This is a genomic window from Telmatobacter sp. DSM 110680 (genome assembly GCF_039994875.1).
GTDB lineage: Bacteria > Acidobacteriota > Terriglobia > Terriglobales > Acidobacteriaceae > Telmatobacter.
On the sequence record NZ_CP121196.1, the window covers coordinates 2,197,273 to 2,209,734 of the forward strand.

Genomic DNA, 12,462 nt, shown 5'->3' on the forward strand with positions numbered 1-12,462 from the left:
TTTGGATACGTTCAGCCGCGGTGGGGCTCGGCGTCTTCTAGCGGAGGAACGCGGACAAGCAGCGATGGTGATTTGCATCTTCCTCGGCTTGTTTCTAATGGGCTTTTTGGCGCTTGGTCTGGATGTGGGGTATCTGTTTCACGAGAGGCGGATGGCGCAGGCCGCAGCCGACGCAGCCGCTGTTGCTGCTGCCGAGGAGGCCAATTCGGGGAACTCTTCCAACGAACAGACGGTCGCCAATGCGATGGCGAGGATTAACGGATTTGATCCCAATGCAACCATAAATCCAGCCACCGTCACGCTTAGGACTCCGACATCCGGGAATTATTCGGCGTCATCCAGCTACATTGAGGCGGACGTTTCAAAACCTATTCCCACTTTCTTTCTTTCTGAATTCGAGCACAGCGCCACCAGCGTAACAGTTGCCGCCCGCGCAGTTGCGGGCGGTGGATTGAGCAGCCCGACCTGTATATGCCTGGAGGCGCCGACGGGACCCGGGTTGAGCATGAGCAATAACGCGCAGATCAACGCCACTCAGTGCGGAGTGACGGTCGATTCCAATAGCGGCAATGCCGTTGGTCTCACGGGGAGCGCCACCCTGAACTCACTCTCACTGGGGACGGTGTCGAGCTCTTGGAATAACGGCAACAACATCAACAACAATGGCCTGATCACTTCCTCGACCAAGATCGTCCAGGGAATTACAACGCAGTGCAAGCCGACGATTACGGCGCCCACGCTTCCCAACGGGCTACCGTGCTACAGCAATCCGATTCAGGGCTGGACCGCGGCAAACAACTATACAGGCGTGTACACTCTGCCATTGGCCGGCGAGACCGTGATCAACAATACGGTTTGCTTCAGCAGCCTCAATACCAGCAATGCCGCCTCGGTGACACTTTCGCCCGGATACACCTACTACATTCAGGGAGATTTCACTACCGGAGGTGGCGCACCCGTCACGGGAAACGGGGTCCAGTTGTATGTAGGTGGCAATGTGAGTTTCACCAATGGCGTGACTGCCAAACTATCGGCTCCGACGGTCAGTGGCGTTCCTCAGACACTTCTCTATGCGATGGGGAACAACGTCACCATTCAAGGGGGCTCGAATACCAGCATCTCCGGTCTCGTCTACGCGCCGAACGCAGCAGTAACGCTTAATAACGGAACGGGCACGACGCTGACGATGGACTTTGTGGCGCAGACTCTTTCCATGTCAGGCGGAGCAACCCTCAACAGCTATTCAATATCGAGTTTAGGAACTCTTAATTTATCTGTCGCCAAACTAGTGGAATAAGGACGGGAAGCATGATTTATTTTTCGCGATCATTCAATTTTCATTCGCTTATTGCCGGATTACGGAAGCATTGCAAAGACAATGCCGGCAACGCTGCGCTGGAATTTGCTCTTGCATTTGGAATGTTTGGAACGCCAATGCTTTTGGGAAGCTCAGAGCTTGCGCTGTTAATTTATGACTCGATTGAAGTCTCGAACAGTGCCCATGCCGGGGCTATGTACGGCATGATGAGTTCGACATTTGCTGCCGATACCGCCGGGATTCAAAAAGCCGCGCAAGCAGAGGCGGCCGATTTTGGCACCAGCGTGACGGTGACGCCGACCAGCTACTATGCATGCTCCAACGCTGTGGATGGGACGCAGTACGCAACAGAGGCAGCGGCATCCGCTGTATGCCCAGCGAATGCGAGCAATCATTATCTTCAATTTGTGAAGGTTGTTGCGAGTATGAATATTACTCCACCGGTGCAGTGTCCCGGACTTCCCAAGACTTGGGTGGTAAACGGAACTTCGGTCATGGAAGTTCAGGAGTAATTATGCGAAGACCTGCATGGTGGCTGAGCGTTGCCCGTTCTGTTCGTGGCAGGTGGAATTGTTTTGTGCCCTTCGCAGGATTGGGTGATTCGATTGAATCAGCGCCTGGTGATCGGAACTCCAATGAGTGCGGGCAAGCCATTGTTGAAATAGCGATCGCGTTACCAGTCATTGCGGCGTTCGCATTCGCAATGATCGAGCTTTGCCTGGCGTTTTATTCATATTGCATGATCTCGGAATCTGCGCGTGAAGGAACGCGCTATGCGATTGTTCGTGGAGCGACATGCCAGACGAGTACGGGTGCATCGTGCACAGCATCGGCAGCTACACTGAATGGCGTGGTAACGCAACTCGGGTGGCCGAATCTTGGCAACGGTACGATGAGCGCTAACACGACCTACCCAGATGGAAACGAGAATCCCGGCAGCCGCGTGCAAGTGGTGGTAAGTTACGTATTCCCCTACAATATTCCCTTTGCACCGAAGGGAACGATACACATGTCAAGCACTTCGGTGATGTATATCGTGCAGTGAACATTTTGCCAAATGCTGTTGCTGCGGCAGAAGCGACTGGAAGAGTGCGATTCAGCGCCTGGGAATGCCTATGGATTCGTTTGTTTTTTAAATTCAAAGACGCATGGACGACCCACAATTCCCATTCCCTCATTCCTCGTTCCAGCGCCCTCCGTTTCCTTGAACTGTGCTTTCACGTCGTAGCTGTAGTCTTCGCCTTTGTGAGCGAAGACGCCGCGGGCGTATTGTCGCGAGGCAACGATGCCATTCGCAGCGAACTTGGCGTTGCCGTTGTCGGCAATCCTGCCTTCGAGACGCAGATAGCCTGGCTCTCCGACCGTGCCGTGTTCCCCGATGAAATTGTTGTTCTGAATCGTCGCAGGAAACTCCCACGTGTAGCCCAGAGTGCTTCCCTTAGGGGGACACGTAAGTTTAGTGAGCCAATGACCGTCGAAGCGATCCATTGCGAATGACGTTGCCGATGAGAGCAGTAAGATGGCGACAAAGCGAGGCACAAGTGCTTTCCTCATGTGCACTACTCCTTCGGGGGGAACACTTTAACAGGTTGATCTTTCGTTTGGATGTGATCCAATGCGAACGCCCTGGCGCGGACATCCCGGAACAGTGATGTATCGTCAAAGCGGATGACTGGGAGCCTGAATAACGTGGCTGAACTGATTGCCGTGCAAGGCGACATTACAACGCAGCGGGTGGATGCGATTGTGAATGCTGCGAATACATCGCTGCTGGGAGGCGGGGGCGTGGATGGAGCGATCCATCGCGCTGCGGGACCCGAACTGCTGGCGGAGTGCAGGAAGCTTGGAGGCTGCAGCACTGGGGATGCAAAGGCGACTCCTGGATTTCATTTGCCGGTGAAGTGGGTATTTCACGCGGTGGGTCCCGTGTGGCAGGGCGGCGGACGGGACGAAGATGATCTGCTGGCGAACTGTTACAAGCGCTGTCTCGAACTGGCGAAAACACATCAAGTAAAGACGATCGCCTTTCCGGCGATCAGCACGGGTGTGTATCACTTTCCACCGAAGCGGGCAGCGCACATTGCCATCGATACGGTCAGGGAATTTGTCGAGAAGAGCGGCGTTGAGGTAGTACGATTCGTTTGTTTCAACGCGGAGACGCTGGCGATTTACGAGCAGTTTCTGGCAGAGCCTCCCCTTAAGCCGGTAGCTTGAGTTCCTGCTGCCTTCGCGGACAACAAATCAAATCAGAAGGATCGAAGATGGAATATGTGAATCTTGGCAAGACCGGTCTCAAGGTATCGCGCATTTGCCTGGGCTGCATGACCTATGGGAAGCCTCCTGCTCCGGGGGAGAACAAGGGCGGACGGCACCTGTGGGCGCTGAATGAGGAAGAGAGTCAGCCATTTTTGCGTCAGGCGCTTGATCTCGGGATTAACTTTTTCGACACGGCAAATGTGTATTCAAGTGGCGACAGTGAACGCGTCGTCGGCAAATTTCTGAAGGCCAATACGCAGCGCGAGGCAGTGGTTATCGCCACGAAAGTTCATGGCGTGATGCGCGATGAGCCGAACGGGCGCGGATTGTCGCGCAAGGCAATCCTGTTCGAGCTCGATCAAAGTCTGAGCCGTCTGGATACGGATTACGTTGATCTTTATCAGATTCATCGCTGGGATTATGAAACGCCGATCGAAGAAACATTAGAGGCCCTGCACGACGTGGTGAAGGCGGGAAAGGTGCGATACATCGGAGCGTCGTCGATGTTCGCATGGCAGTTTGCGAAGGCGCTCTATCTTGCGAAGCTGCATGGGTGGACGCGGTTCGTAAGCATGCAGAACCATTACAACCTGCTGTATCGCGAAGAAGAGCGGGAGATGATGGGGCTGTGCGCAGAGGAGCAGATTGCGGTGATTCCATGGAGTCCGCTAGCGCGAGGACGGCTGACGCGCGCCTGGGCTGCAGAGACAACGAAACGCTCGGAGACGGATCGATTCGGAAACACGATGTACTCGCGCACCGAGGAGGACGATCGCAAAGTTGTCGACCGCCTGGGTGAGATCGCAGAAAAGCGTGCGGTGCCGCGTGCGCAAGTGGCGCTGGCGTGGCTGCTGAGCAAGTCGGTTGTCACCGCGCCGATTGTTGGTGCGACCAAACCACATCATTTGAAGGACGCCGTAGCTGCGCTCGACTTCAAGTTGACGGCAGAGGAGATTGCCGCACTGGAAGAGCCTTACACGCCGCATCCAGTGTTGGGTTTCAGCTGAGGACCTGCGACGACGGATTGAGCGCTCTCCTTGCCAGCGCTCCAACAGATGTGAAACTGACAAAACAAAGGAATGGACGAGTTGCCATGAAACTAAAAACGCTTTCATCGTTTGGAGCAATTCTCTCCGCTACAGTTTTTCTCTTTGCGTCCGCAATGACCCCGGTTCAACTAGCTTCAGCACAAACGGCCGGAGCTCGCCCGTGTGATCTCTACGCCACAGCGACTCCTTGCGTTGCCGCTATCAGCACGACACGCGCTTTGTACAAGTCATATTCCGGCCCGCTCTACGAAGTCACTCGGGCGTCAGACAAGACATCGACCAGCATCGGCCTACTCCGCGATGGGTTCGCCAATGCTGCCGCGCAGGACGCGTTCTGCGCCGGCACCTCCTGCACTATAACCAAGATCTACGATCAGTCACCGAACCACAATGACCTCACGCCCGCGCCTGCTGGTGGCGCTGCTCATGGCCTGGGTCCCAACGGCTACGACATACCGGCCGTGGCGAATGCTCTTTCGCTGGTGGCGGGGAAGCACAAGGTTTACGGCGTCGCGATCTCTCCGGGCATGGGATACCGCAACGACAGTGCGAAGCAAACAGCAGTTAACGGTGCGCCCGAGGGTGTCTACATGGTTAGCTCGGCTCTCAATCTGAACGAGAAGTGCTGCTTCGACTTCGGCAACGCCGAGACTAACAATCTCGATAACCAAGCTGGTCATATGGACGCCATCAACATCATGTGTCACGGCAACCCATGCAGTCCCGACGCAGGACTCGACATGGAGGATGGAATTTATGGCCATCTCAAGGTGCCCGCCGGCACCACTTTCGTCACAGACATGGGCGCGAGCGACGGGCAGCATAGCTTCGCCATTTATCAAGGAAACGCGCAGGCGGGAGCGTTAACCTCGACCGGCGTGATTCCGCTCCCCAAGGGCTATCAACCAATGAAGCAGGAGGGAGCGATCATCCTTGGCATCGGTGGCGATAACAGCAACTGGGCGAGTGGCTATTTCTTTGAAGGTGTGATGACGAAGGGAATGCCGAGCGCGAACGCGATGGAAGCGGTGCAGCGCAACATTGTCGCGGCTGGTTACAGCGGCGAACTAAAGCGTTAAGACCCTCACTCCGCTCGCAGGATCTCGGTGGGGTCTGTGCGCAGTGCCCGAAGCACGGCAGGAAGCGTCGCAAAGAGCGCAGTCAGCAGAATGGCACACGCCGGCAACGCGATCATATCCGCGTCGGTTGCTTTCACCTGGTAGAAAAGCGACGCGACATAGCGCGCCGCGCCGAATCCGAGCGCGACGCCGGCGCAACCTCCGAGCGCGATCATCAGGAAGACATCGAGAGTCACCAGCCGCACGATGCCTGCCCGTGTCGAGCCAATCGCCATGCGAATACCGATCTCGCGGCGACGCTGGAGGACGGAGTAGTTGAGCACAGCGTAGAGTCCGATTCCGGCGAGCAGCAGCGCGACAACCGCAAAGAATCCGGCGAGCGTAGCGATCATGCGTTCGCGAATAGTCTGGTCGCGGACCAGATCGAGCTGCGTGGTGATGTTCGAGACGCGAAGTCCATTGTTGCGCTGCGCGATGAGCTGTCGGAGAGAGTTAGCGAGGGCAAGCGGGTTTTGGCCGCCGGTGTGAATGATGAAGGTGGCGAAGCTAATGGCACTGGGAGAGGATTTGTCATCGATTGCGTTGAAGGGGGCATAGAAGACGGCGCGGTTGGGCTCGCGCAAATCGTGGTCCGGAATGTCAGGGGTGACACCGATGATCTTGTTAAGAGGCTGATTGGCGCCGCGTTCAAATGTGCGGCCAATGGGATCTTGTCCGGGAAAGAATGTCCTGGCAAAAGTTTCGTTTACGATGGCTGCTCCAGGCGAGACGTCATCAGCGCTAAAGTCGCGGCCCGAAATCACGGGGATCTTCATCGTCGCGAGCCAGCCGGGAGACACATTCAGGAAAAATGCTGGAGTCGGACTGGGCGGCGCGCCGTTGATGGAGATTTCGCTGTTGATTTTGATGCGTCCAAGCAGTGGCCAGCCCGAGATGGCGACCGAGTCCACACCCGGAGCGGCGCGAAGCGCCTCCGCGGTTTGATTCCAGACGACGGGGAGCTGGCCTTTGCCGGCAACGGTTTCAAGCAGCAGCAGTCGGTCGGTGGAGAATCCCAGGGGACGGTTCTGCAGGCGTTCAAAGGACGTGACAAAAAGCGAAGACAGAAAAAGGACGAGGCAGCAGAAAGCGACCTGGAGAGCAATGGCTCCATGCATGAGACGGCGCGGCGAGTGCGGATCTTCACTACCCTTGAGCGCCGCAACCGGCCTGACGGCAGAGACACGCAGAGCAGGAAGCAAGCCAAGCACCAGGACGACCAAGATGATGAGTCCGAAGCCGAAGAGTAGCACACGCCAGTCGGCAGAAAGGGCGAGGCGCGCCGGGTTGTCAGGCGGATTCACCAGGCTGAGCACAAAGGGCGCTGACCATGCCGCAAAGAATGCACCAAGAGCGGAAGCCAGCAAGGCGAGCAGCGCGCTCTGCGCGAGGATGAGCTGGACGAGGCGACGCCGGCCGGCGCCTATCGAGATTCGCAGCGCCATCTCCTGGGCGCGAGCAGCCGCTTGGGCGGTCATCATGTTGGCCACGTTGACGCAGGCGATGATGAGGACCAGAGCAACCATGAGGCCGAGGACGCTGAGTAACCGACGATATTCCTTCTGGAGATCGGAGATGCCCGCGCCAGCGGAATTGAAGACGAGCGTTTGATTGAGAAAGCGTTCGACAGAATCTTTGGTCTCGCCGCGGTAACACGTGGAACATGCGCTACCGAACGCACGGTTGACAGCGGTGAGGTGTTGCCGCATTGGCTCGAGTGTGGTTGCCGCGTTCGCGCCGGGTTTCAGCATCAGGAAGATGTGGTGCCAGTCAGCTCTTTCCTCGCTGGCCATCCCGTTCATGCTGAGGGGCAGAAAGATGTCGGTGACAGTTCCCGTTTCGGTTCCAGTGAAATCGTGAGGACCGACGCCGATGATTTCGAAGTTCTGGTCGCCTACATGGAGCGAGCGGCCGAGGACATGGGGATCGCGGCCGAAGCGATGATTCCAATAGTCCCAGGAGAGGACCGCATAGGGACTGGTGCCGGGTCCGCGATCGTCAGCGGGGATAAGAAGGCGACCGAGCGCAGGCTCAAGGCCGAAGACCGGGAACATGTTGCCGGAGACATAAACGACGTGAGCCTTCTCGATGGCGTCGTCGGTGGACCCGCTGGTTGCCCAGGTGATGTCAGTGCGGTCTGCGTCGCTAATGGCAATCAGCTCGGCCTGGTCCTTGACGGCATCGCGCATTAGTTTGAACTCTGGTGTAGCCCAGTGGTCATCCTCAACAGGCCTGCCGTATAAACCGGTCATCTTGCGGGAAAGGACGTAGAGATTGCTGGAACCGGAAATAGGTAGCGGCCGCCACAGCAAGGCATCGATAAGGCGGAAAGCGCCGACACAGGAGCCGATGCCGAGGGCGAGCGAAAGCACAGCGGCAGCGGATGTGAGCTTATTGCGGCAGAGCTGCCGCCAGCCGAAACGTACATCGGCAAGAACCGACTCAAGCCAACCGGCGGCACGAATGCTGTGACTTGCCTCGCGGGTCCGCAGCGTCGAGCCGAATGCGCGATACGCTTCCTTCGGATCGCGTCCTGAAGCAATCGCTTCATCAATATGCAACTGCAGCTCTTCGTCGATCTCGCGGTTCAAGCGCTCTCCGCGCACGGCATTAGAAATACGCGACCATAACGACATGTCATGCCTCCCGGAGAACCCGATTGATGGCCAGGCTGACTGACTGCCAGCGCGACTCTTCAATGCCCAGCTGTTTTTTGCCGGCGTCGGTCAGTTCGTAAACACGAGCGCGGCGACCGGTGTCGTTCTTGATCCACTCCGCGCGAATCCAGCCTGCTTCTTCCATCCGATAGAGTGCAGGGTAGAGCGAACCTTCCTCTGCGCGCAGCACCTCGCCGGATGTGTTGGCGATAGCCGCCATGATGGTGTAGCCGTGGAGTCGCGGGCGCCGCGACAATATTTTCAGCACCAATAAATCCAGCGAACCTTGCAGAGCGTCGGTCTTTGCCATACTTAGATGTCTTTATATAGATATCTAAGTATCAATGTCAAGCAAGTAGATTTAGGCCGACGCGCTCATCGCAAACCAATTGCGCGAATTGTCCATCACGTCAGCAAACGAGGTGACTCATTTCGCTGTCAGTGGATCTGTTGGACCCATTGGCTTCGCCAGGCGGGCGCGTCGAAAGGATCTGCGAAATATTGTGTCTCGTGCACCACCTTGCCGTTGCGGAATTCCATGATGCTTACTGTGAATGCCGATCGCTGCTTTCCCGTCTTCCCAATGAACTCGTTCAAATTTCTACTGCACCCGCAAAACCAACTTGCCGAAGTGAGTAGCGGATTCCATTTCGCGGAAGGCTTCTCTCGCTTCTGTCCAATCGCGACTCTCGAATACAGGGCGCAGGTTCGCAGATGCGATGGCCTTGTTCATTTCTTCGAAGTACTGGCGTGAGCCGACATAGATTCCCTGGATACGGACCTGCTTGTGCAGAATCATCGGAATGGGGATGGCTTCGGCAGGGCCCGAGAGCACTCCGATCTGCGCAATGACACCGCCCATCTTTACAGCACGGAGCGAACGCGGGAGAGTGCCCACTCCGCCAACTTCGACGACGAGATCAGCGCCTTCTCCGTTGGTCTGTTCCATAACCCAGCGATCCCACTCGGAGGTCTCGCCATAATCAAGTCCCTTGTCGAGACCGAGCGAACTTGCACGCTGCAGTTTGGCGTCGCTCGAGGAGATTCCGAGTATGCGGACCCCCTTGAGCTTTGCAAATTGCAGGGCAAAGATGGAGACGCCGCCAGTGCCTTGAATAAGAACCGTGGAGTTGGGCTGGAGGTCGGCGGCCGCAATGGCGCGCCAAGCGGTAAGAGCTGCGCAGGGAAGCGTGGCCGCCTCTTCGTAGCTGAGGTGTTCGGGAAATGAGACGATGCCGTTTTCCTTGAGCAGGACATACTCCGCCAACATGCCATCGATGTCACCGCCGAGTGCGCCTTTGACCTTTGCGGGAGTCGGCGCTCCGTCGAGCCAATTCTGAAAGAAGGTGCCGCAAACGCGATCTCCGGGCTTCCATGCTTTGACGCCTTCACCGACCGCGGCGACTTCTCCAGCGCCGTCGGAACACGGGATGCGTGGCAGCTTCAGTTTGGGGTTGTAGGCCCCCTTCACCATCATCAGATCGCGGTAATTCAGCGAGACCGCACGAATTTTAATGAGAACTTCGCCAGGGCCTGGCTGCGGCGTGGGGCGATCTACAAGCTCAAGGGAATCAATGCCAAACGAAGGAATCTGAGCGACGCGCATAGAGGAATCTCCAAAGATGAACGCTGCAAATGTGGTTGGATGCGTGCCCTCGCGGTACGAATATTTGCATGCGCCCGTAAAATGAAGATATGGCGCGCGGATGGGAAAGTAAATCGGTGGAAGAGCAGATGGCAAGCGTCCCCGAGGAAAAGCCCCCGCGTCCCGGTGAGGCCCTGATGACTGAAGCAGAACGGCGAGTAGCCGCCGACCAGCGTGCAGCGAGCGAACGACGCAAACAGGCATTGAACCTTCAACGCGAGAACATTCTTTCGCAGCGGACATCGAACCCGGCGCGGCGGACAGCGCTGGCGGCGGCGTTGTCGGAGATTGAAGCACAGATTTCAGCGCTGGAGTAGTGGCCGTTTCATCGATCTGCGGTCAGCTGCGATAAAGCAACAGCAGATCCTTCGCTCCGCTTACCCCATGGACATTGCATGTCCACGGGGCCCCAAAGCTGCTTCGCTCGGGATGAAACTGCTCTGTGTATCAATTGATTGATCGGGCTTGCGGAAGTTGGCGCGAATGATGGGAAGTGTGCTGCTCCCGGCTACTCGTTGCGGTGGAAGAGGATCGAGTTCGCCTGCTGGACGGGGGTTAGCAGGACGCGCGCGATGTTGACGTGGGCGGGACGGCTGGCGGCCCAAACTATCACTTCGGCCACGTCCTCGGGCGTGAGTGGTTGAACGCCTTTGTAGACCTTGGCAGCGCGCTCAGTGTCGCCGCGGAAACGAACGAGGCTGAAATCGGTCTCGACCATGCCGGGATCTACGCTGGTAACGCGAATAAGAGATCCAAGCACATCCTGGCGGAGGCCGTCGTTGATCAGACGCTCTGCTGCTTTAGTACCGCAATAGACCGCGCCATTCGGATAGGCGAGTTCGCCGGCGGTTGAGCCTAAGCTGATGACGTGGCCGCGGCCGCGCACGACCATTCCTGGGACTACGGAGCGGGTGACGTACAGCAAGCCCTTCACGTTGGTGTCGATCATCTCGTCCCAGTCTTCGATCTTGCCCATATAAATTTTGTCGAGGCCGCGGCTCAGTCCGGCGTTATTGACGAGGATGTCGATCTCCGACCACTCAGGCGGAAGGCCGTCGATGGCGTTCTGCACGGCGCGATGGTCGCGCACATCGAGGTCGATGGAGTGGACAGAGGGAGCACCTTTCTCCAGGGCGCGAGATGCAACTTCGGCGAGACGGCCGGCGCGGCGGGCGGCGAGAAGGAGGCGGGCTCCTTCAGCGGCGAAGGCTAGAGCAGTGGCCGCGCCAATTCCGGCGCTGGCTCCAGTGATGAAGACAATCTTCCCTTTAAGGCTCATAAAAATATCCTAGCGAATTCTGCCGTGGGCGGTGGTGACGGCTGTTACGGGCAGTGCGAATCGGCGCAATTTTATGGTGAATCGACGCAAGCCAAAGCAGGCACTTCGCGCCTCCCACCCCATATGCGACGTCGTGTATCGGCCTCGAACCGCTTCTTTCAGGACGACGGTTAATGTTCTCACGGATTCAATAAGCCACGGAGTTGGGCAATGCGGTATTGGCCAACGGCCCAGTCCTGATCTGCGAGGCCTGCTTGTTTGGCCTGCTCAAAGATTTCGGCGAGATTATCGGCGAGGCTGAGGCGGGTATTGCGGCTGGCGGCGGCTTGGCGGAGCAGCCGCGTGTCCTTCGCCCCGAGATCGATGCTGGCTCCGGCATGTTCGGGCGGATTCAGCATTACATTGCCGTAGGCGGCATAGAAAGGCGACTGAAAAAGTGCGCTGTTCACAGCGTCAAGGAAGACAGCGGGGTTAATATCTTGAGACTTTGCGAAAACGAAGGCCTCGCTGAGCGACTGAATCATGGTGCTGATGAGGAAGTTGCCGCCAAGTTTGAGGGCGTGGGCCTGGCGGGGTTCCGGCCCGATGACGGAGATACCGCGGGAAAGTGGCGCAAGCACAGGACGAGCTTTGGCCATCGCGGTATCCGAGCCGGCCATGACGATCCAGAGACGACCCTCTTCGGCGACGTTTGGGCGGCCAAAGACAGGGGCGGCAACGAAGGGAATGCCGCGTCGTGCGTGTTCCGCGGTTAGGCGCTCGGATAGGGCAACGCTAATGGTGCTGCATGAAATGTGCAGAGTGGAGGGTGTCAGTGCTTCCATCAATCCGTTCGAGCCAAAGAGAACTTCTTCGTGCGCATGGTCATCGAAGAGCATCGTGATCACGACGTCGGCGCCGAGCTCAGCTTCCGCCGGGGTTCCTGCTACGATTGCGCCTTCGCGCGCCAGAGGCTCTGTTCGTCCTTCGGTTCTATTCCACACTGACAATTCGTGGCCCGCAGCAAGCAGGCGCAGCGCCATAGCTGATCCCATCTTGCCGAGTCCCAAAAATCCAATTTTCATTTTTCCAACTCCTTCACTATCTTGTCACTGGAGTGCGGTGCAACTGCAAGTGCTGCACGGGACGCACGATAGACTG

Annotated in this window: 13 protein-coding genes; 7 read left to right on the forward strand and 6 right to left on the reverse strand. The window is 57.4% G+C overall.

Features of this window, described 5'->3' with window-relative positions:
* Window positions 1-64: 64 nt before the first annotated feature.
* Genes P8935_RS09125 through P8935_RS09135 form a run of 3 tightly spaced genes read left to right on the forward strand, consistent with a single transcriptional unit; the run spans window position 65 to window position 2,363 of the window.
* Window positions 65-1,297 (forward strand): pilus assembly protein TadG-related protein, encoded by a 1,233-nt coding sequence (locus tag P8935_RS09125; RefSeq protein ID WP_348264683.1) that lies wholly within the window; start codon window positions 65-67, stop codon window positions 1,295-1,297.
* An 11-nt stretch (window positions 1,298-1,308) separates the two neighbouring features.
* Window positions 1,309-1,830 carry a hypothetical protein gene (locus P8935_RS09130; protein ID WP_348264684.1) on the forward strand — a complete coding sequence of 174 codons (522 nt, stop codon included), beginning with the start codon at window positions 1,309-1,311 and terminating at the stop codon, window positions 1,828-1,830.
* Window positions 1,831-1,832: 2 nt separating this feature from the next.
* Entirely contained in the window at window positions 1,833-2,363 is a 531-nt protein-coding gene (locus P8935_RS09135; protein ID WP_348264685.1) for a TadE family protein, read from the forward strand.
* 68 nt (window positions 2,364-2,431) lie between these two features.
* On the opposite strand, the gene P8935_RS09140 is transcribed toward P8935_RS09135, so the two are convergent.
* On the reverse strand, window positions 2,432-2,872 hold the full coding sequence (locus P8935_RS09140) for a hypothetical protein (protein ID WP_348264686.1): 441 nt from the start codon (window positions 2,870-2,872) through the stop codon (window positions 2,432-2,434).
* A gap of 135 nt (window positions 2,873-3,007) precedes the next feature.
* Between P8935_RS09140 and P8935_RS09145 the strand changes: the two genes are divergently transcribed.
* The 3 genes from P8935_RS09145 (at window position 3,008) to P8935_RS09155 (ending at window position 5,702) form a co-directional block, all read left to right on the forward strand.
* Window positions 3,008-3,532, forward strand: coding sequence for an O-acetyl-ADP-ribose deacetylase (locus tag P8935_RS09145; protein ID WP_348264687.1), 525 nt, complete (start codon window positions 3,008-3,010; stop codon window positions 3,530-3,532).
* Between the two features lie 47 nt (window positions 3,533-3,579).
* Window positions 3,580-4,581, forward strand: coding sequence for an aldo/keto reductase (locus P8935_RS09150; protein WP_348264688.1), 1,002 nt, complete (start codon window positions 3,580-3,582; stop codon window positions 4,579-4,581).
* An 86-nt stretch (window positions 4,582-4,667) separates the two neighbouring features.
* Window positions 4,668-5,702 carry an arabinofuranosidase catalytic domain-containing protein gene (locus P8935_RS09155; RefSeq protein WP_348264689.1) on the forward strand — a complete coding sequence of 345 codons (1,035 nt, stop codon included), beginning with the start codon at window positions 4,668-4,670 and terminating at the stop codon, window positions 5,700-5,702.
* 5 nt (window positions 5,703-5,707) lie between these two features.
* Here the strand turns inward: P8935_RS09155 and P8935_RS09160 are convergent, their stop codons facing one another.
* The 3 genes from P8935_RS09160 to P8935_RS09170 all read right to left on the reverse strand — a co-directional run bounded on the left by P8935_RS09160 (window position 5,708) and on the right by P8935_RS09170 (window position 10,004).
* Window positions 5,708-8,377: an ADOP family duplicated permease gene (locus tag P8935_RS09160; protein WP_348264690.1), complete on the reverse strand. Its 2,670-nt coding sequence runs from the start codon at window positions 8,375-8,377 to the stop codon at window positions 5,708-5,710.
* 1 nt (window position 8,378) lies between these two features.
* Window positions 8,379-8,708 (reverse strand): PadR family transcriptional regulator, encoded by a 330-nt coding sequence (locus P8935_RS09165; protein ID WP_348264691.1) that lies wholly within the window; start codon window positions 8,706-8,708, stop codon window positions 8,379-8,381.
* 291 nt (window positions 8,709-8,999) lie between these two features.
* On the reverse strand, window positions 9,000-10,004 hold the full coding sequence (locus P8935_RS09170; RefSeq protein WP_348264692.1) for an NAD(P)-dependent alcohol dehydrogenase: 1,005 nt from the start codon (window positions 10,002-10,004) through the stop codon (window positions 9,000-9,002).
* A gap of 128 nt (window positions 10,005-10,132) precedes the next feature.
* Here P8935_RS09170 and P8935_RS09175 point away from each other — a divergent pair, with 128 nt between their 5' ends.
* Entirely contained in the window at window positions 10,133-10,360 is a 228-nt protein-coding gene (locus P8935_RS09175; RefSeq protein ID WP_348264693.1) for a hypothetical protein, read from the forward strand.
* Window positions 10,361-10,551: 191 nt separating this feature from the next.
* Here the strand turns inward: P8935_RS09175 and P8935_RS09180 are convergent, their stop codons facing one another.
* Both P8935_RS09180 and P8935_RS09185 read right to left on the reverse strand, forming a co-directional pair.
* Window positions 10,552-11,322 (reverse strand): SDR family NAD(P)-dependent oxidoreductase, encoded by a 771-nt coding sequence (locus P8935_RS09180; RefSeq protein WP_348264694.1) that lies wholly within the window; start codon window positions 11,320-11,322, stop codon window positions 10,552-10,554.
* Window positions 11,323-11,501: 179 nt separating this feature from the next.
* Entirely contained in the window at window positions 11,502-12,386 is an 885-nt protein-coding gene (locus tag P8935_RS09185) for an NAD(P)-dependent oxidoreductase (RefSeq protein WP_348264695.1), read from the reverse strand.
* Between the last annotated feature and the right edge of the window lie 76 nt (window positions 12,387-12,462).

Excerpts from the sequence above, each read along its gene's own strand:
- P8935_RS09165 (WP_348264691.1), bottom strand. The coding sequence starts at position 8,708 with ATGGCAAAGACCGACGCTCTGCAAGGTTCGCTGGATTTATTGGTGCTG.
- P8935_RS09150 (WP_348264688.1), top strand. The coding sequence starts at position 3,580 with ATGGAATATGTGAATCTTGGCAAGACCGGTCTCAAGGTATCGCGCATT.
- P8935_RS09130 (WP_348264684.1), top strand. The coding sequence starts at position 1,309 with ATGATTTATTTTTCGCGATCATTCAATTTTCATTCGCTTATTGCCGGA.
- P8935_RS09170 (WP_348264692.1), bottom strand. The coding sequence starts at position 10,004 with ATGCGCGTCGCTCAGATTCCTTCGTTTGGCATTGATTCCCTTGAGCTT.
- P8935_RS09175 (WP_348264693.1), top strand. The coding sequence starts at position 10,133 with ATGGCAAGCGTCCCCGAGGAAAAGCCCCCGCGTCCCGGTGAGGCCCTG.
- P8935_RS09185 (WP_348264695.1), bottom strand. The coding sequence starts at position 12,386 with ATGAAAATTGGATTTTTGGGACTCGGCAAGATGGGATCAGCTATGGCG.
- P8935_RS09180 (WP_348264694.1), bottom strand. The coding sequence starts at position 11,322 with ATGAGCCTTAAAGGGAAGATTGTCTTCATCACTGGAGCCAGCGCCGGA.
- P8935_RS09160 (WP_348264690.1), bottom strand. The coding sequence starts at position 8,377 with ATGTCGTTATGGTCGCGTATTTCTAATGCCGTGCGCGGAGAGCGCTTG.
- P8935_RS09125 (WP_348264683.1), top strand. The coding sequence starts at position 65 with ATGGTGATTTGCATCTTCCTCGGCTTGTTTCTAATGGGCTTTTTGGCG.
- P8935_RS09135 (WP_348264685.1), top strand. The coding sequence starts at position 1,833 with ATGCGAAGACCTGCATGGTGGCTGAGCGTTGCCCGTTCTGTTCGTGGC.
- P8935_RS09140 (WP_348264686.1), bottom strand. The coding sequence starts at position 2,872 with ATGAGGAAAGCACTTGTGCCTCGCTTTGTCGCCATCTTACTGCTCTCA.
- P8935_RS09155 (WP_348264689.1), top strand. The coding sequence starts at position 4,668 with ATGAAACTAAAAACGCTTTCATCGTTTGGAGCAATTCTCTCCGCTACA.